The 16,832-nt window shown below is 41.1% G+C and carries 19 protein-coding genes and 2 pseudogenes; 17 read left to right on the plus strand and 4 right to left on the minus strand.

All coding sequences use genetic code 11. From position 1 onward, the window contains the following. The first annotated feature begins 30 nt into the window (after window positions 1–30). The 4 genes and pseudogenes from ACZ42F_RS01260 (at window position 31) to moaC (ending at window position 2,405) form a co-directional block, all read left to right on the plus strand. The gene (locus tag ACZ42F_RS01260; RefSeq protein WP_464279452.1) at window positions 31–606 is read left to right on the plus strand and encodes a hypothetical protein; all 576 of its coding nucleotides are present in this window, start codon (window positions 31–33) and stop codon (window positions 604–606) included. A gap of 16 nt (window positions 607–622) precedes the next feature. Further along, the gene (gene rpoZ, locus ACZ42F_RS01265; protein ID WP_029968427.1) at window positions 623–826 is read left to right on the plus strand and encodes a DNA-directed RNA polymerase subunit omega; all 204 of its coding nucleotides are present in this window, start codon (window positions 623–625) and stop codon (window positions 824–826) included. 8 nt (window positions 827–834) lie between these two features. After that, a pseudogene (dnaJ, locus tag ACZ42F_RS01270) lies at window positions 835–1,930 on the plus strand (molecular chaperone DnaJ). Between the two features lies 1 nt (window position 1,931). Further along, window positions 1,932–2,405, plus strand: a complete 474-nt coding sequence (moaC, locus tag ACZ42F_RS01275) for a cyclic pyranopterin monophosphate synthase MoaC (RefSeq protein ID WP_464279453.1) — start codon at window positions 1,932–1,934, stop codon at window positions 2,403–2,405. A gap of 9 nt (window positions 2,406–2,414) precedes the next feature. On the opposite strand, the gene ACZ42F_RS01280 is transcribed toward moaC, so the two are convergent. Genes ACZ42F_RS01280 through ACZ42F_RS01295 form a run of 4 tightly spaced genes read right to left on the minus strand, consistent with a single transcriptional unit; the run spans window position 2,415 to window position 5,327 of the window. Continuing rightward, the gene (locus ACZ42F_RS01280; protein WP_029968433.1) at window positions 2,415–2,663 is read right to left on the minus strand and encodes a hypothetical protein; all 249 of its coding nucleotides are present in this window, start codon (window positions 2,661–2,663) and stop codon (window positions 2,415–2,417) included. Continuing rightward, the gene (hisF, locus tag ACZ42F_RS01285) at window positions 2,653–3,432 is read right to left on the minus strand and encodes an imidazole glycerol phosphate synthase subunit HisF (protein WP_464279454.1); all 780 of its coding nucleotides are present in this window, start codon (window positions 3,430–3,432) and stop codon (window positions 2,653–2,655) included. The genes ACZ42F_RS01280 and hisF overlap by 11 nt, the downstream gene beginning before the upstream one ends. A gap of 2 nt (window positions 3,433–3,434) precedes the next feature. Beyond that, entirely contained in the window at window positions 3,435–4,064 is a 630-nt protein-coding gene (hisH, locus tag ACZ42F_RS01290; RefSeq protein WP_464279455.1) for an imidazole glycerol phosphate synthase subunit HisH, read from the minus strand. Window positions 4,065–4,082: 18 nt separating this feature from the next. Next, entirely contained in the window at window positions 4,083–5,327 is a 1,245-nt protein-coding gene (locus tag ACZ42F_RS01295; protein WP_464279456.1) for an HD-GYP domain-containing protein, read from the minus strand. Window positions 5,328–5,477: 150 nt separating this feature from the next. Here ACZ42F_RS01295 and nifU point away from each other — a divergent pair, with 150 nt between their 5' ends. The 13 genes and pseudogenes from nifU to ACZ42F_RS01360 all read left to right on the plus strand — a co-directional run bounded on the left by nifU (window position 5,478) and on the right by ACZ42F_RS01360 (window position 16,830). Next, complete coding sequence (nifU, locus tag ACZ42F_RS01300) at window positions 5,478–6,314, plus strand: Fe-S cluster assembly protein NifU (protein WP_464279457.1); 837 nt, start codon at window positions 5,478–5,480, stop codon at window positions 6,312–6,314. Next, a pseudogene (nifS, locus tag ACZ42F_RS01305) lies at window positions 6,307–7,522 on the plus strand (cysteine desulfurase NifS). Before nifU ends, nifS begins: the two are co-directional and overlap by 8 nt. Before the next feature lie 25 nt (window positions 7,523–7,547). Beyond that, window positions 7,548–8,471 (plus strand): cysteine synthase A, encoded by a 924-nt coding sequence (gene cysK, locus ACZ42F_RS01310; RefSeq protein WP_464279458.1) that lies wholly within the window; start codon window positions 7,548–7,550, stop codon window positions 8,469–8,471. Window position 8,472: 1 nt separating this feature from the next. Next, the gene (epsC, locus tag ACZ42F_RS01315; RefSeq protein ID WP_464279459.1) at window positions 8,473–9,384 is read left to right on the plus strand and encodes a serine O-acetyltransferase EpsC; all 912 of its coding nucleotides are present in this window, start codon (window positions 8,473–8,475) and stop codon (window positions 9,382–9,384) included. A gap of 9 nt (window positions 9,385–9,393) precedes the next feature. Further along, window positions 9,394–10,368, plus strand: a complete 975-nt coding sequence (locus ACZ42F_RS01320; protein ID WP_029969351.1) for a PhoH family protein — start codon at window positions 9,394–9,396, stop codon at window positions 10,366–10,368. Further along, window positions 10,352–10,753: an rRNA maturation RNase YbeY gene (gene ybeY, locus ACZ42F_RS01325; RefSeq protein WP_464279460.1), complete on the plus strand. Its 402-nt coding sequence runs from the start codon at window positions 10,352–10,354 to the stop codon at window positions 10,751–10,753. The genes ACZ42F_RS01320 and ybeY overlap by 17 nt, the downstream gene beginning before the upstream one ends. After that, a complete protein-coding gene (locus tag ACZ42F_RS01330) occupies window positions 10,746–11,075 on the plus strand; it encodes a hypothetical protein (RefSeq protein WP_464279461.1) in 330 nt (109 codons plus the stop codon). Before ybeY ends, ACZ42F_RS01330 begins: the two co-directional genes overlap by 8 nt. Before the next feature lie 100 nt (window positions 11,076–11,175). Continuing rightward, entirely contained in the window at window positions 11,176–12,012 is an 837-nt protein-coding gene (locus ACZ42F_RS01335) for a CgeB family protein (protein WP_464279462.1), read from the plus strand. Window positions 12,013–12,077: 65 nt separating this feature from the next. Beyond that, complete coding sequence (locus ACZ42F_RS01340; RefSeq protein WP_029969343.1) at window positions 12,078–12,725, plus strand: phosphatidylserine decarboxylase family protein; 648 nt, start codon at window positions 12,078–12,080, stop codon at window positions 12,723–12,725. Next, the gene (pssA, locus tag ACZ42F_RS01345; RefSeq protein WP_464279463.1) at window positions 12,718–13,476 is read left to right on the plus strand and encodes a CDP-diacylglycerol--serine O-phosphatidyltransferase; all 759 of its coding nucleotides are present in this window, start codon (window positions 12,718–12,720) and stop codon (window positions 13,474–13,476) included. The genes ACZ42F_RS01340 and pssA overlap by 8 nt, the downstream gene beginning before the upstream one ends. A gap of 65 nt (window positions 13,477–13,541) precedes the next feature. Next, complete coding sequence (locus ACZ42F_RS01350; RefSeq protein WP_464280280.1) at window positions 13,542–15,074, plus strand: 2-isopropylmalate synthase; 1,533 nt, start codon at window positions 13,542–13,544, stop codon at window positions 15,072–15,074. After that, window positions 15,067–16,323, plus strand: coding sequence for a 3-isopropylmalate dehydratase large subunit (leuC, locus tag ACZ42F_RS01355; protein WP_464279464.1), 1,257 nt, complete (start codon window positions 15,067–15,069; stop codon window positions 16,321–16,323). Before ACZ42F_RS01350 ends, leuC begins: the two co-directional genes overlap by 8 nt. A gap of 9 nt (window positions 16,324–16,332) precedes the next feature. Beyond that, window positions 16,333–16,830 carry a 3-isopropylmalate dehydratase small subunit gene (locus tag ACZ42F_RS01360; RefSeq protein ID WP_029970080.1) on the plus strand — a complete coding sequence of 166 codons (498 nt, stop codon included), beginning with the start codon at window positions 16,333–16,335 and terminating at the stop codon, window positions 16,828–16,830. Window positions 16,831–16,832 lie beyond the last annotated feature (2 nt).

Genomic DNA, 16,832 nt, shown 5'->3' on the forward strand with positions numbered 1-16,832 from the left:
GCTACCCTAAAAGCCCAGGACTTACTTTATGTGGACCCAAAAAATTTGAGCCCACCTCTTTATACCTATACCCTGGAATTAAAAAATTTAACTTCTCTTTCTTTGCAAATCTATTCCTATGAGGATTCTAACTATCTATTAAAATTAGATAAAAATCCCTGGTATTATTTACTTGACCAGGCAGGCTTAAATGGGATAAATAAAAAACCTTTTTTGTTGAAGGATAGGCACTTTTTGAATTTTGTCCAAGAAGACGTGAAGAGAATAGAGCTTGCTTCTCCAGAAAAAAGTTTGGATATTGTTTATAAGGACAGGGAAAAGGTGTGGAAGGTGGTTGGTTCTGGAGAAGAATTTAGTGGAGCCAGTCTTTATCTTTGGGAACTGCAGGATTTAGAATATTTAGACATTACTGGTAAACTTCCATCTGATTTATCTGTTGTTTTAAGTCTTACCCTTAAAAACAAGATGAACAAAGACTTAGTAGATGTAGAATTCTTTTCCACCAAAGATAAAGATAAGTTTTGGGTAAAAATTGCTGAAGATAGATATTATTTGGTGCAGACCGATTTGGTGAAAAATTTAACTTCTAAATTAAAAGAAAATTAACAGGGAGAGGTTTTAAATGGCTAGAATTACTGTAGATGATTGTTTAAAAAAGGTGAATAATCGTTTTTTGCTTATTCATATGGCTATCAAGAGAATAAAGCAATATAAAGAAGGTTATAAGCCTCTGGTAGAAAGTAAGAATAAAGAAGTGGTTACAGCATTGAGAGAGATTGCTGCGGGAAAGGTTTTGGTTGCTGAAGAAGGAAATCAGGATAACTAGTTTTGGCTATGAGTAAAAGAGATTATTACGAAATTTTGGGTGTATCCAGAGATGCTACAGAGGAAGAAATAAAACGAGCCTATCGCAAACTTGCTTTTAAATATCATCCAGATCGCAACCCTGACGACCCTGAAGCTGAAGCCAAGTTTAAGGAAGCTGCTGAAGCCTATGAGGTTTTGCGAGACCCTGAAAAGAGAGCCCAGTATGACCGCTTTGGGCATGCTGGAGTAAACGGCTCTGGTTTTGAGGGGTTTAGCAGTGCAGAGGATATTTTTAGCACCTTTAGTGATATTTTTGCTGAGTTTTTTGGATTTGGCGGTGGAAGCGGTTCTCGGGCAAGGCCTGGGGCTGACTTGCGTTATAATTTAAAGATTTCTTTTCGAGAAGCAGCCAAGGGTACAGAAGTAGAAATCAAAATCCCCAAACGGGATAGGTGTGATAGATGTTCTGGCAGTGGAGCAGAGCCTGGTTCTTCTGTGGAGACCTGTAGACAGTGTGGAGGTAGAGGACAGGTTTATCGTTCCCAGGGTTTTTTTAGGGTATCCATGCCCTGTCCCATGTGTAATGGTCGAGGAGAGGTTATTGCTAATCCCTGTAAGCGTTGTAAAGGCCAGGGAGTTGTGCATGTAAATAAAAAGATTCAGGTGCGCGTGCCTGCAGGTGTGGATAATGGGACCAGACTTAGGATTAGAGGAGAAGGCGAACCTGGAGAATTTGGAGGCCCTCCAGGAGACCTTTATGTGGTAATTTATGTGGAAGAAGACGAAGTTTTTAGAAGGCAGGGACAGGACTTAATTATTCAGCAGGAAATCAGTTTTGTGCAAGCTGCGTTGGGTTGTAAAATAGAAGTCCCAACTTTAGATGACCCCATAGAGTTGCAAATTCCCAAGGGAACCCAGTCTGGTAAGGTGCTGAAGATAAGAGGAATGGGCTTGCCCGCCTTAAACAGTGCCTATCGAGGTGACTTGTTGGTAGAAGTCATTGTAAAAACGCCAACTGATTTAACCAAGAGACAGGTAGAGTTGTTAAAAGAATTTGAGGCCATAGAAAAAGAAAAAGAAAAGTAGAGTAAAAAATATTTTTCGCAAGGTCATGGGTGAATAAAATGGGCTTTTCCCATCTAGATGAGCAAGGTCAGATAAAGATGGTCAATGTGGGAGAAAAACAGGACTCCAGAAGAATAGCCATTGCCGAAGGTTTTATACGCTTAAATGCTAAGACCTTAAGGCTGTTAAAAGAAAAGGCCCTGCCCAAGGGGGATGTGCTTACTACCGCCAAGATAGCTGGGATTATGGCTGCCAAGAAAACAGCAGAGCTTATTCCCCTTTGTCATCCTTTAAAGCTTACTTTTGTGGATGTGAGTTTTGAAGTACTCGAAGAAGAGCAAAGAATTAGGATAGAAAGTAAAGTGGAAACAACAGATAAGACTGGAGTAGAAATGGAAGCCTTGGTTGCTGTCAATGTAGCCATGCTTACTATTTACGATATGTGTAAGGCTGTGCAAAAGGATATTATTTTAGAAAAGAGCAGGCTCTTATACAAAGAGGGGGGTAAGAGCGGTATTTTTAAAGCAGATTAATTTTTACTTTTAATCCTGCCATACTTCTTCTTCCAGTTCAGCACTCCATTTAAAGTTTTTTAGATCAAACCAGGTTCCACCTAAGTATTTATCTCCTAACCAGGCCACACTTTGAAACTTGTTTTTGCGCATTTTTTCTAGAGTTTCTTTAAGTTCTTGTTTTAAATCTTCTTTAATGGTGATTTCTTTGCTGATTACCTCTGCCTCGCATTGGGTCATGACTTCTAAAATTATTTTCTTATTCTCTTTACCAGACAAGTCTTACTTTTACTCCTTGATTATGCATATATTTTTTAATCTCTGGAATAGACCATTCTCCATAGTGAACAATAGAAGCAATGAGAGCTGCAGAAGCTTTTCCTTTACTTACTGCCTCTACCATGTGCTCAGGATGACCTGCCCCTCCAGAGGCTATGACTGGGATACGGACATTTTCAGCAATGAGCCTGGTTAAGGTCAGTTCATATCCTTCTTTGGTACCGTCAGCATCAATGGAATTAAGGCAGATTTCACCTGCTCCCAGTTTTTCCACTTCCTGGGCCCACCAGAGGGCATCAATCCCCATGGGCTTTCTGCCGCCGTGTATGACCACCTCATACCCTGAAGGTATTTGCGAAGATACAGGGACCTTTAAAACATCCATGCCTACCACTATACACTGCGAGCCAAAGGCTTCAGCACCTTCACTAATGAGGGAAGGATTTTTCACTGCTGCAGAGTTAATGGAAATTTTTTCTGCTCCTGCCAGAAGAACTGCTCGCATATCTTCTATAGAGGAGATTCCCCCTCCTACCGAAAAGGGGATAAAAATTTGAGCAGCTACCTTTTCCACCACCTTGAGCATGATGGACCTGCCTTCATGGGAGGCAGTTATATCGTAAAAAACTATTTCATCTGCTCCTTGTTCATAATAGATTTTGGCAGTTTCTACAGGGTCGCCAATGTCCACATTGTCTTTAAACTTTATTCCCTTGGTGAGTTTTCCATCTCTCACATCCAGACAGGGGATTATTCTTTTACTAAGCATAATTATTTTGACCTCACATAATTGTAGAAGTTCTTTAAGAGGGTTAAGCCAGGTCTTCCGCTTTTTTCTGGATGGAACTGCACTGCCCAGAGGCTTTCTCTTCCCAAAACAGAGCAAAATTCCAGACCATAAAAGGAAGTACCTAGAATAAACTCTTTTTCTGGAGCGGGATAATAGGAATGGACAAAATAGAATTCAGCTTCTGGCTTAATACCTTCAAAAAGCAGACAATCTTTTTTTAAGGTAACCTGATTCCAACCCATATGGGGAATGTTGATGGGAGAGCCATCTTCTTCAGTTAAATCTTCCTGAAAGCGTAAGCACTTTCCTGGAATAAGGCCCAGGGTATGGGTCTTATTTTCTTCACTAAAATCTAAAATAATCTGACAGCCCAGACAGATACCCAGAAGAGGGATATCTTTAGCCACTGCTTCTTTTAGTACTTTGTCCAAGTGAGTCTTCTGTAAATGTTGCATGGCAGAGCCTGCTGCTCCTACGCCTGGAAAAATAATTCCCCTGCTTTGCAAAATATCTTGAGCAGAAGCAGTTATTTTATTGGGAATTTCTAGATAATCCAGGGCCCTTTTGACACTAGTTAAATTACCTGCTTTGTAATCAATAATAGCTAACATCTTTTTTCCTTTAGTAAGTTAAAAATAATTGGTATTATCTGCGTAATCTAAAGAAATTTTTAAAAAGGTTTTTTCCAGGGAATAAAAGGCATCCACCAATACAGGGTCAAAATGCATGCCTTTTTGGGAGAGGATGTAACGTACACATTTTTCATGCTCTAAAGCTTCTTTATAGCACTTTTTACTCCGCATAGCATCGTAGACATCTACTATAGCCATAATTCTGGCACTTAAGGGAATATTTTCTCCCTTTAAGCCCTTGGGATAACCTGTACCATCAAAGCGTTCATGGTGATATAAAATTATTTCCATGGCCAGAGTTAAAAATTGGGAGTTGGGAAACTTACTCTTGGCTCTATTGATAATCTTAGCCCCATAAAGGCAGTGTTCTTTAATCAAATCAAATTCCTGAATAGAGAGCTTACCTCGTTTAAATAAAATATTTTCTGGCACAGCTACTTTACCAATATCATGAATAACTGAAGCTTTTATCAGGTTTTCCAGGTATCTATTAGTAATAATTTTCTTATAAGGAGAATGTTTTTTTAAGTATAAAGCCAGATTATAAACATAGAGTTTGGTCCTTTCCAGGTGTTTACCTGTCTCCAAATCCCTTCCTTCTGCCTGATAGGCTAGAGCTTCGATAAGGGCTGTATCTTCTTCTATCATCTGCTTTTTTTCTTTGTGATTCCTATAGAAAATAAAGGCAAAAAGCAGGGAAGAAATAATAAATATAGCCAGCATCGCTATAAGTAAAAGGTCTTGAAACTGTGCCAGCTGCTTTAGTTTATGCAGGTAAAAGGTCTTATCTAAATCCACTCTTAAGTATAAAACTTTATCTCCAAAATAAAAAGGAAGATAATAAATTATACTATCCTCCTTTTCTGTATAACTAAAGGTTTGTTTTTTTAAAGCCAGGTGATAATTTTTATCTTCCAGGTATAACTTGTTGTCTGGATTTATCTGGGTACTTGCTAGAAGAGAGCTGTCTACATCAATAATAAAAACATCTTTTGCTTTTAAGTATTCCCTTATGCTTGTAGCCAGGTTAGGCCAAAAAAGGTCAGGCTTATTGGTGGCAAGAAGGTAGTTTTGCTTAAAGCGGGAATTTATGTTTTGAGTAAACTCCAGGCCCTTTTGACGAAAAAAATTATTTTTGATTCTTTGGGTAAGCAAATTTTCTAAGCTAAAACAAATCCCTATAAGTAGAGCTAACCAGAGTAAAAAGGAAAAAACTAGCTTGATTTGAGGCTTTTTAGGCATAGCTTTTAAGGTAGACTAAAAAAGAAAAAAGGTAAAGGGAGTATTTTTTAAAAAATATTAGTTTCTCCTAACTTTTTTCTTTACTTTTTGCTAAAAGAGTTTATTAACTTTTTTAAGACTTAAGTTCAAAGTAAACAAAGGAGTAAGGTTATGTGGGAATACACAGATAAGGTAAAAGAGTTTTTCTTAAATCCCAAGAATGTGGGAGAAATAGAGGATGCAGATGCAGTGGGAGAAGTGGGCAGCATTGCCTGTGGAGATGCCCTTAAGTTGTATTTGAAAATAGAAGATGGGAAAATTGTGGATGCCAAGTTTAAGACCTTTGGTTGTGCCAGTGCCATTGCTTCTAGTTCTGCTCTTACTGAGCTTATCAAAGGAAAAACCATTGAAGAAGCCAGAAAAATTACCAATAAGGATATTGCCGAGTTTTTAGGCGGGCTGCCCAAAGCCAAGATGCACTGTTCAGTAATGGGGCAGCAGGCTTTAGAAGCAGCCATTAAGAACTATCTAGGAGAAGAGGTAGAAGAAAAGCAACTGGAAGGAGAGATTGTCTGTGAGTGTTTTGGGGTTACAGATGAAGAGATTCGCAGGGCCATTAAGGAAAATGATTTAAAAAGTGTGGAAGACATTACCTATTACACCAAGGCTGGTGGAGGATGTGAAAATTGTTTACCTCAATTGGAAGAGATTTTAGCAGAAGTGCGTAAAGAACTGGAACAAGCTCAGGAGAAAAAGCCCAAAAAATTATCTAATGTACAGAAGATGCAAAAGGTGCTTAAGGTACTGGAAGAAGAAATAAGACCAGCTTTGCAGCGAGATGGTGGTGATATTGAACTTATAGATATTGAAGGAGATAAGGTGCTGGTATCTTTAAGAGGAAAGTGTACCAGGTGTCCTTCCAGCCAGTTAACTCTTAAGGACTTTGTGGAAAAGAGCTTACAAGAGAAGGTTTCACCTCAACTGACAGTGGAGGAAGCAAATGAATAAGGTGGTTTATCTGGATAATAATGCTACCACCAGGGTAGCTCCGGAAGTACTGGAGGAGATACTTCCCTTTTTAGCGAAAGGTATGGCAACCCTTCCAGTATGCATTCTTTTGGTGGTGAAGTGGGAAAGGAGATTAAAAAGGCCAGAGAAAAAGTTGCGGCTATTTTAAACTGTTCTCCTGAAGAAATAATTTTTACTGCCTGTGGTACAGAAAGCGATAATACTGCTATTTTTTCTGCTTTACGCAGTTTTCCAGAAAAAAGGCATTTAATTACCACCAAGGTAGAGCATCCAGCCATATTGAGTTTATGTAAGTACCTGGAAAAAAATTGGGCTACGAAGTTACCTATCTGGGAGTTAATGCCCAGGGTGAGTTGGATCTGGAAGAATTAAAGGCAAGTATTAGACCAGACACTGCCATTATCAGCGTTATGTGGGCCAACAATGAAACAGGAGTTGTTTTCCCCATTGCAGAAATTGCTGAAATTGCCAAAGAAAAAGGTGTGTTGTTCCACACTGATGCAGTCCAGGCAGTGGGTAAAGAGGAGATTGATTTGAGTAAGCTTCCAGTGGACATGCTTTCTTTATCTGGTCACAAACTGCACGCTCCCAAGGGAGTAGGTGCCCTTTTTGTTCGTAAAAAAACTCCTTTTCAGCCTTTTATGATTGGAGGCCATCAAGAACGAGGCCGAAGGGCTGGTACAGAAAACACCACTGGCATTATAGGTCTGGGTAAGGCCTGTGAGCTGGCTGCAAATAATTTTGAGGAAGAAAGAACCAGGGTAAAGGCTTTGCGCGACAAACTGGAACAGGGATTGTTAAAAATTCCGTATACCCGTTTAAATGGCCATAAAGAGAAAAGACTTCCCAATACCTGCAATGTTTCCTTTGGTTATGTGGAAGGAGAGGCTATTTTGCTTCTTTTAAATGAGTTGGGGATTTGTGCCAGTTCAGGCTCTGCCTGTACTTCAGGAAGTCTAGAGCCTTCCCATGTCTTACGGGCTATGGGAGTTCCTTTTAATTATGCCCATGGGTCCATTCGTTTTAGTTTAAGCAGGTATAATAGCGAAGAAGAAATAGAACTTGTGCTGAAAGAAATGCCCAGGATAATAGAAAAGCTACGCAGTATTTCTCCCTTTTCTCCTGAGGAAATGGAAAAGGAGTTGAAACAGGGAAAAGATAACTGGGGCCAATGTGCCTGTCATTAGGGAAGAAAACTTTTAGGGTGAAAAAATGATTTATTCCAATGTGTTAGAGTTAGTGGGTAAAACCCCTCTGGTTTATTTGAATAAATTGACCCGGGGTCTGCCAGCCAGGGTAGCAGCCAAACTGGAATATTACAATCCAGCGAGTTCAGTGAAGGATAGGATTGCCAAAAATATGTTGACCCGGGCCCTGGAACAGGGGTTAATTGAGAAGGGTAGTGTTATTGTGGAGCCTACCAGTGGAAATACAGGGATAGGGCTGGCTCTGGCCTGTCAGGTGCTGGGTCTAAAGTTAATTTTAACCATGCCTGAGAGTATGAGTATAGAGCGACGAAAGTTGCTTAAGGCCATGGGAGCAGAATTGATTTTAACCCCAGCTGAGGAAGGAATGGCTGGAGCAGTGAAAAAGGCCAAAGAAATTGTTGAAAGAGAGCCCAGGGCCTTTATGCCCATGCAATTTGAGAATGTCTTTAATCCAGAGGTTCACTACCTGACCACAGGAGAAGAAATCTGGCAGGATACAGAGGGCAAAGTGGATATTTTTGTAGCTGGAGTAGGTACTGGCGGTACCCTTACGGGAGTGGGAAGAAAGCTAAAGGAAAAAAATCCAGCCATAAAAGTGGTGGCAGTAGAGCCCTTAAACTCTCCGGTGCTTTCTGGTGGTAATCCTGGACCTCATAAAATTCAAGGCATAGGTGCGGGATTTATCCCCAAGGTTTTGGATTTAAAAGTAGTTGACCAGATTGAAAAGATAGCAGATGAAGAAGCCTTTTTAATGGCCAGAAGGCTCATTGGCGAAGAAGGCATCTTAGCTGGCATATCTTCTGGTGCTAATCTGGCCGCTGCTTTAAAACTGGCCAGATTGGAAGAAAATAGAGGAAAACTTATAGTCTTTGTAGCTTGTGATACTGCTGAACGCTACTTATCAACACCGCTTTTTGGAGAAGAATAAAATGGATAAAGAAGTATTTCAAAGGGTTGTAAAGGAGTTAGTAGAAAAAGAGTATTTTCCCAAGAGTAAATTGTCCATAGAAAGCAACCAGCCTCTTCCTTCCATTGCAGTGCTAAGGGAGGTGGTGGAAGATTTGCGAGCAGTTCTTTTTCCTGGCTATTTTGGTCCCTGTCATATCGACGAAAGAGCCAAGGAATATTATCTGGGCGCAACTCTGGACAGGGTGTACCGAGCTTTAAAAAATCAAATCCTCTATGGTGGCTGTTTTGTCTGTGGCGATGAAGACACCACCTGTATTAGTTGCGAAAAAGAAGCTGAGGAAGTAGCCATAGCCTTTATTCAAAAGTTACCAGAGATTAGAAGTTTACTGGCAACAGATGTACAGGCTGCCTACATTGGTGACCCTGCGGCCAAAACTCCAGGAGAGGCTATTTTTTGTTATCCTTCAGTGAGAGCTCTGACCAATTATAGAATTTCCCATGCCTTACATGAACTGGGGGTTAAAATAATTCCCAGGATTATTACTGAATTGGCGCATTCAGAAACTGGTATTGATATTCATCCTGGCGCCACCATTGGCAAAAGTTTTTTTATTGACCACGGTACAGGCACGGTTATTGGAGAGACTTGTATTATTGGCAATAATGTGCGAATCTATCAGGGAGTTACCTTGGGAGCCAAGAGTTTTCCCAAAGATGAGAAAAATGTTCTTATCAAAGGTCTTCCCAGGCATCCTATTGTGGAAGATGATGTAATTATTTATGCTGGTGCTACCATTTTGGGCAGGGTAACCATTGGCAAAGGCTCTATTATTGGCGGTAATGTATGGATTACCCATGATGTGCCTCCAGGTACCATTGTAAGACAGGCTAAAAGAGAAAACTATAAAATTACCAATGGGGAGGAAGAATAAAGAAAAGGAATGAAAGAAGAAATTTTAGAATTTGAAGACCAAAAAGTCCTGGTGGACTTGTTTGGTCCTTTGGGTTCGCACTTGGAACTAATCCATAAGACAACTGGGGTTTTTCTGGAAAATAAGGGAAATACACTTATCTTGCGGTCAGAAAATAAAGAGGACCTTAGTTGGGCCAAGAGGTGTCTTCTGGAGTTGTACCAGTTGTTGAAAAAAGGATATAAAGTTTATCCTGCTGATGTAGAAGCTTCCTTAAAGGTCCTGGCTAAAGATAACAAAACAGATTTACATCGTTTTTTTAAAGAAGAGGTTTTAACCGTAGCTGGGAAAAAGGTCATTTCGCCCAGGACTCTTTCCCAGAAAAGATACCTGGAAACCATTAAGAAAAAGGATCTGGTGTTTGCCATTGGCCCTGCAGGCACAGGTAAAACCTATTTGGCTGTGGCTGTAGCTGTGGCCTATTTTTTACAAAATAAGGTCAAAAGGATTGTTTTGACCAGGCCAGCAGTGGAAGCCGGGGAGAAACTGGGATTTTTACCCGGGGATCTGGTGCAAAAGGTAAATCCCTACTTAAGACCTCTTTATGATGCCTTAAATGATATGCTGGATTTTAAGAAAGTACAGGAAATGTTAGATAGTGGCCAGATAGAAGTGGCTCCTTTGGCCTTTATGCGTGGACGCACTCTCAATGATGCCTTTATTATTCTGGACGAAGCTCAAAATACTACTTCTGAGCAGATGAAGATGTTTTTGACCCGCATGGGCTTTAATTCCAAAATGGTAGTTACTGGAGATATTACTCAGGTGGACCTGCCAGAAAAGGTTACCTCCGGGCTTATTCAGGCCAGTCAAGTTTTAAAAAACTTACCTGAAGTAGGGTTTATTTATTTTGACCAAAAGGATGTAATCAGGCATTCTTTGGTGGGAAAAATAGTAGAGGCTTACGAAAATTTTGCTCCCAATGACAATGGAAATAAGTCTTAAGACCAATCTTCTTTTTTTAGTGCATTTAAGTCCCAGGGAAATAAAAGAGGGATTTTTGTTCTTGATGGATAAGTTTGCCTGTTCTTCCAAGGGCATGGAAGTTATTCTGGCGGAAGATGCCTTGCTGGCAGAACTAAATGAAAAGTTTTTGCAGTGCGTTGGACCTACCAATGTACTTAGTTTTCCAGCAGAAAGGGAAGATTATCTGGGAGAATTGGTGATAAGTATCCCGGCAGTGGTCAGAGAATCCTTTCTTTATGCTCAAGAGCCAGAGGAGCACTTCTGGCGATTGGCCATTCACGGTTTTTTACACCTGCTTGGTTTTGAGCATGGGGAAGAAATGTATCTTTTAACTGAAGAATTGGTGCAGGAGATAAATGCCTAGATACAAAGTGCTGGTGGTCCTTCCCTTTTATGGAGGGTCCTATCCCATAGGTAAGTTTGCTGCAGAAGGTTTAAGGGAACTGGGACATCTGGTGGAGGTCTTTGATTCAGGTCTTTTTTATTCTTCTTTGCAAAATTTAAAGCAACTTAGAATCAACTCCACCAGGTTGGAGCAACTGGAACAGGGGTTCATTCAAGTAGTATCTGAAGCTATTTGGGCTAAAATAGAAGAATTTGAACCAGGTTTTGTCCTGGCCTTAGCCCAGGCGCCTCTTACCCGCCAGGTCTTACTCAGGCTGAAAAGGAAAATATCCCTTCTGTAATGTGGTTTGTGGAGGATTTTCGTCTCTTTACCTATTGGCGAAGTTTTGCTCCTTTGTATGATGTTTTTGCGGTGATTCAACAAGAACCTTTTTTTCTGCCTTGAATAACATAGGCGTAAGCAATCACCTCTATCTCCCTCTGGCGTGTTTGCCTTCTTTTCATCGGCCTCTGGACTTAAATATTGTGGATAAGAAGCGTTATGGCAGTGAGCTTTCTTTTATGGGAGCAGGCTATCCCAATAGAAGAAAGGCCTTTAAGGAATTGGTAGAGTATGATTTAAAGATCTGGGGCACAGAATGGGAAGGAGAGCCCTTACTGGAACCTTTTGTGCAAGAAGGCGGAAGAAGGGTCAGTTCTGAAGAGGTGGTAAAGATTTTTAATGCCTCTAAAATAAACTTAAACCTGCATTCCAGCCTGCAGGACCAGGAGTTGGTAAGTAAAGGGGATTTTGTTAATCCCAGGACCTTTGAAATAGCAGGGTGTGGTTGTTTTCAACTGGTGGACAGGAGAGAACTTTTGCCTGCCTTGTTTAGTGAAGAAGAAGTTATTACCTTTGAGTCTCTGGAAGACTTAAAGGAGAAAATTAACTATTTTTTACCTCGGGAAGAGGAAAGGCATGAAATTGCAACCAGGGCCAGGGCAAGGGCCTTAAGGGAACACACTTATGCCCACAGAATGCAGACACTGGTTTCCTTTTTAGAAAAGAAGGTGAGCTTAAAGCCTCTGGATGAGCTTAAACTGGAGACTTCTTCTTTACCTGAAGAGGTGAGGCTGGAAATAGAGCGTTTTTTACGGGAAAAGGGATTAAAAGTGGATAGTTCTCTTGCAGATATAATCCATACTATTAAACAGGGGCAAGAAGAGCTTACTCCCATTGAGGCAGCTTTTTTGTTTTTGGAAGAGTGGAAAAAACAGTACTTGGGCCCTAAAAAATAGGTCCAGATTACAACCTGGTTGACAAGTGCTTAAAAAAAGAGAAGAAATTAAAACCAAGGAGAAAAATGTATCAGCCTAAAACAAGAATTTGTCCTGAAGGTGTGCCCTATCTTCTTGTAACTGGTTTTTTAGCCTTGCTTTTGGCCCTTTGGGAGTGTGAATTTTTAAGCTTTTTGGCCTTTGTGCTTTTTGTTTTGATTTTGAATTTTTTTCGCGACCCTCATCGGGTTATTCCTCCAGAAGCCAATGTGGCTGTAGCTCCTGCTGATGGGAAAATTATCAAAATCGAGCCAGCAAAGTGTCCTTTAACAGGTGAAGATAGGCTTTTAATCTCTACCTTTATGAATGTTTTCAATGTGCATATCAACCGTTCTCCCATCAAAGGCCAGGTGCAAAAACAAGTTTACATTCCAGGCAAGTTTTTTAATGCTTCTCTGGATAAGGCCAGTAAGGATAACGAACGCAATTTAATCCTCTTGCAGGATGAAGAAGGTAAATTGTGGACAGTGGTACAGATTGCTGGACTTATAGCCAGGCGTATTGTTTCCTTTGCCAAGCCAGAGGAAGCCCTGCAAAGAGGAGAGAGATTTGGCTTGATAAAATTTGGCTCCAGGGTTGACCTTTACCTGCCTTCCTCTTATGAACCAGAGGTAAAGATAGGAGATAAGGTTTTAGCTGGCGCTACCATTTTGGCTAGAAAAAAAGATGGATAAGGATAAACCCAAATATAAATCTCTGTACATTTTACCCAACCTTTTAACCACAGCCAGTTTGTTTGTGGGGTTTTGGGGAATACTTTTTTCCCTGGAGGGAAAATTTGAGCAAGCTGCCTTGGCCATTTTGATTAGCTGTTTTTTTGATGGTATAGATGGAAAAGTGGCCAGATTGGCCAAGGCCAGTTCAGATTTTGGTATTCAATACGATTCCCTGGCAGACTTAGTGGCCTTTGGGGTGGGGCCTGCGGTGCTGGTCTATCTCTGGCAGACCCATATTTTTGGGCGAATTGGATTGGTGATTAGCTTTTTGTTTCTGGCCTGTGGTGCTTTGCGTTTGGCCCGCTTTAACATCCAGACCAAATCCCTTTCTAAAAAGTTCTTTTTAGGTTTACCCATACCTGCAGCTGCCTGTACTTTGGCTACTTTTGTCTTTTTTAGCAGTTATTTGCCCGCCTTTATAACTCCCAGATGGCTGGCTGCCTTGACTCTGGGTTTGACTTTTGTTCTGGCTTTGACTATGGTCAGCAGCATTAAGTATGCATCTTTTAAAGATATAGAAATGGTTAAAAATCATCCCTTTACCAGTACGGTAATAGTTATTTTCCTTTTTGCCCTTATTGCTTCTGAACCCAAATTCTTGGGATTTCTTTTCTTTTTAGCATATCTTATTTCTGGTTATGCTTATTCCCTTTTTTACCTACGCCTAAGAAAGGCCAACCTACGGGAGTTCCCCCAGGAACTCTCGTAAGGCACTTAACCCCCCACATAAAAATTTTTTCTCTTTTTTTAAGTTTAACTAAAACAAACAGGAGGATTCCTTTTATGGATAAGGTCTATATTTTTGATACCACATTGCGTGATGGAGAGCAGTCTCCAGGCGCTACCATGAATTTGCAGGAAAAGGTGAGATTGGCCAGACAACTGGAGCGTCTGGGCGTGGATATTATTGAAGCAGGTTTTCCTGCTGCCAGTCCTGGAGACTTTGAGGCCGTGAGGGAAATAGCCAGGGCAGTAAAGGAAGTGCAGGTTGCAGGCCTTTGTCGGGCAGTGAAAAGGGACATTGAACTGGCTTATGAGGCTGTTAAGGAGAGCAGTAATCCCAGGATTCATACCTTTATTGCCACTTCAGATATTCATTTAAAACACAAACTCAGGAAAAGTAGAGAAGAGGTTTTGGAGCTGACCAGAGAGGCTGTTGGGTTTGCCAGCAGTTTGTGCCCCAATGTGGAATTTTCTGCAGAAGATGCCTCTCGTTCAGATTGGGACTATCTGGTTCAAGTCTTTAATGTAGCAGTTCAGGCTGGAGCCAAGGTCTTAAATGTACCGGATACAGTTGGCTATACCCAGCCTGATGAATTTGCAGAGCTGATTAAATATTTAATAGAGCATGTAAAAAGAGGTCCAGAAGTTATTTTTAGTGTTCATTGCCATAATGATTTGGGATTGGCTGTGGCCAATACCCTGGCGGCTTTAAAAGCAGGAGCCAGGCAGGCTGAGGTGACTTTAAGTGGTATAGGAGAAAGGGCTGGCAATGCTGCTTTAGAAGAAGTGATTATGAACCTTAAGGTCAGAGAGGACCGCTATAAACTTCTTACCAATGTAAAAAGTGAGCAGATATATCCTTCCTGCCGTTTACTTTCCATGATTATTGGCCAACCCATTCCACCCTATAAGGCCATTGTGGGTGCCAATGCCTTTGCTCACGAATCTGGTATCCATCAGGATGGCGTATTAAAGCATAAGGCCACTTATGAAATCATGACTCCAGAGAGTGTGGGCAAAACTTCTTCAGATATTGTGTTGGGAAAACATTCTGGCAGGCATGCAGTAAAGAAAAAACTGGAAGAACTGGGCTATCGTTTGAGTGAAGAGCAATTGGACCAGGTGTTTATGGCCATTAAAAAATTGGCGGATAAAAAGAAGCAGATTTTTGAAGAAGATGTGGAAGCTGTGGTTTTGGAAGAGATTTTTAGATTGCCAGACAAGTATAAGTTGATTTATTTAAGTGCCATTTCTGGCAATATGGCCATTCCTACAGCAGTATTAAAAATGGATGTAAATGGGGAAGAGAAAAAACTTGCTCACTTTGGTGTAGGACCAATTGATGCGGTTTTTAATACCATTGGGCGAATTGTAGGTAGAAAGCCTAAACTTTTACGCTACTCTGTCAATGCCATTACTGGTGGAACTGATGCTCAAGGAGAAGTTACAGTAAAAATTGAAGAAAACAACCTTACTTCTGTGGGCAGAGCTTCAGATCCAGACATTATTGTAGCCAGTGCTAAAGCCTACATCAATGCTTTGAACAGGTTGGTAAAAAAAGAGGAGGAAAAGAAAAATGGGTAAGACTCTGGCGGAAAAGATTTTGCAGGCCCATACCCAGGAAGAGATAACAGGCCCAGGGCAAATTGTACAGGTAAAGGTGGATAAGGTATTGGCCAATGACATTACTGCTCCTTTGGCCATAGAATCTTTTAAAAAGATGGGTGCCACAAGGGTCTTTGCTAAAGATAGGGTGATTTTGGTCTGTGATCATTTTACTCCCAACAAGGATATTAAGTTTGCTGAGCAGGTAAAAAAAGTTAGAGAATTTGCTGCAGCTCAGGAAATCCTTCACTATTATGAAGGAGGAGAAGCCGGCGTAGAGCATGCTCTTTTGCCAGAACTGGGGCTGGTGGGACCAGGAGAAATAGTGGTGGGAGCAGATAGTCATACCTGCACCTATGGTGGGCTGGGTGCCTTTGCCACTGGTTTGGGCTCTACAGATATAGCTTATGCCATGGCCTTTGGAGAAACCTGGTTCAAGGTGCCAGAGACCATCTTGGTAAAGGTTAGGGGCAAGTTAAATCCCTTTGTTACTGCCAAGGATATTATTTTAAAGTTAATTGGACTTATTGGCGTAGATGGGGCCCTGTACCGAGCTCTGGAGTTTCAGGGTGAGGCCATTGAACTCTTGGATATTGAAGGTCGTCTCACCATTGCCAATATGGCCATAGAAGCAGGAGGCAAAGCAGGACTATTTGCTGCTGATGAAAAGACTTTGGCTTATACCAGGGAAAAAGGAAGGGAAGATAAACCCCTTTTCCCAGATAAAGAGGCTAGGTATGAGCAGGTAGTGGAAATAGATGCCAATGGGTTGCAGCCTGTGGTGGCCTGTCCTCACCTGCCGGAAAATGTAAAAGAAGTGGAAGAAGTAAAGGGAATAAAAATTGACCAGGTAGTCATAGGTTCTTGTACCAATGGAAGGATTAGTGACTTAAGGCAGGCAGCTGAAGTCTTAAGGGGTAAAAAAGTGGCCAAAGGCGTGCGCTTGATTATTTTGCCTGCTACTCCCAATATCTTTAAACAGGCTTTAAAAGAAGGGTTGTTGGAGATTTTCCTGGAAGCAGGAGCAGTGGTTGGACCTCCTACCTGTGGCCCCTGTCTTGGAGGGCATATGGGCATTTTAGCTGGAGGAGAAAGGTGCCTTGCTACTACCAACCGCAATTTTAAGGGGCGTATGGGCAGTTTGGAAAGCGAAGTTTATCTTTCCAGTGCTTATGTGGCTGCAGCTTCAGCTCTTACAGGGGTAATTACCCATCCCAAAGATATTTAAGGAGGCGTTATGATATTTCAGGGAAAAGCACACAAGGTAGGTGATCACATAGATACAGATGCCATTATTCCAGCTAGGTTCTTAGTAACCACAGACCCAGAAGAATTGGGCAAACACTGTTTGTCTGGGTTAGAAGAAAACTTTATCCAGAAAGTGGCTAAAGGAGACATCCTGGTTGGAGGCAAGAATTTTGGTTGTGGCTCTTCCAGGGAGCATGCACCTTTGGCCATTTTGGGCGCAGGTATTCCTGTGGTAATTGCCCATAGTTTTGCCAGGATTTTTTACCGTAATGGTTTTAATATGGGCTTATTGCTTTTAGAGGTAGGCGAAGAAGTGGAAAAAATTTCTGAGGGAGATGAACTAAAAATCGATACCCAAAGAGGGGAAATTGAAATAGTAAATAAACAACTAAAAATAAAGGTAAACCCTGTTCCAGAGTTTATGCAAAAAATAATTAATGCAGGTGGACTTATTAATTTTGCTCAAGCCAGGATAAAAGGAGCTTAGAA

This window comes from Desulfonauticus autotrophicus (genome assembly GCF_055381725.1).

Excerpts from the sequence above, each read along its gene's own strand:
- ACZ42F_RS01320 (WP_029969351.1), top strand. The coding sequence starts at position 9,394 with ATGAAAGAAGAAATTTTAGAATTTGAAGACCAAAAAGTCCTGGTGGAC.
- ACZ42F_RS01340 (WP_029969343.1), top strand. The coding sequence starts at position 12,078 with ATGTATCAGCCTAAAACAAGAATTTGTCCTGAAGGTGTGCCCTATCTT.
- moaC (WP_464279453.1), top strand. The coding sequence starts at position 1,932 with ATGGGCTTTTCCCATCTAGATGAGCAAGGTCAGATAAAGATGGTCAAT.
- rpoZ (WP_029968427.1), top strand. The coding sequence starts at position 623 with ATGGCTAGAATTACTGTAGATGATTGTTTAAAAAAGGTGAATAATCGT.
- ACZ42F_RS01330 (WP_464279461.1), top strand. The coding sequence starts at position 10,746 with ATGCCTAGATACAAAGTGCTGGTGGTCCTTCCCTTTTATGGAGGGTCC.
- epsC (WP_464279459.1), top strand. The coding sequence starts at position 8,473 with ATGGATAAAGAAGTATTTCAAAGGGTTGTAAAGGAGTTAGTAGAAAAA.
- nifU (WP_464279457.1), top strand. The coding sequence starts at position 5,478 with ATGTGGGAATACACAGATAAGGTAAAAGAGTTTTTCTTAAATCCCAAG.
- hisF (WP_464279454.1), bottom strand. The coding sequence starts at position 3,432 with ATGCTTAGTAAAAGAATAATCCCCTGTCTGGATGTGAGAGATGGAAAA.
- hisH (WP_464279455.1), bottom strand. The coding sequence starts at position 4,064 with ATGTTAGCTATTATTGATTACAAAGCAGGTAATTTAACTAGTGTCAAA.
- ybeY (WP_464279460.1), top strand. The coding sequence starts at position 10,352 with ATGGAAATAAGTCTTAAGACCAATCTTCTTTTTTTAGTGCATTTAAGT.
- ACZ42F_RS01295 (WP_464279456.1), bottom strand. The coding sequence starts at position 5,327 with ATGCCTAAAAAGCCTCAAATCAAGCTAGTTTTTTCCTTTTTACTCTGG.
- ACZ42F_RS01360 (WP_029970080.1), top strand. The coding sequence starts at position 16,333 with ATGATATTTCAGGGAAAAGCACACAAGGTAGGTGATCACATAGATACA.
- cysK (WP_464279458.1), top strand. The coding sequence starts at position 7,548 with ATGATTTATTCCAATGTGTTAGAGTTAGTGGGTAAAACCCCTCTGGTT.
- leuC (WP_464279464.1), top strand. The coding sequence starts at position 15,067 with ATGGGTAAGACTCTGGCGGAAAAGATTTTGCAGGCCCATACCCAGGAA.
- pssA (WP_464279463.1), top strand. The coding sequence starts at position 12,718 with ATGGATAAGGATAAACCCAAATATAAATCTCTGTACATTTTACCCAAC.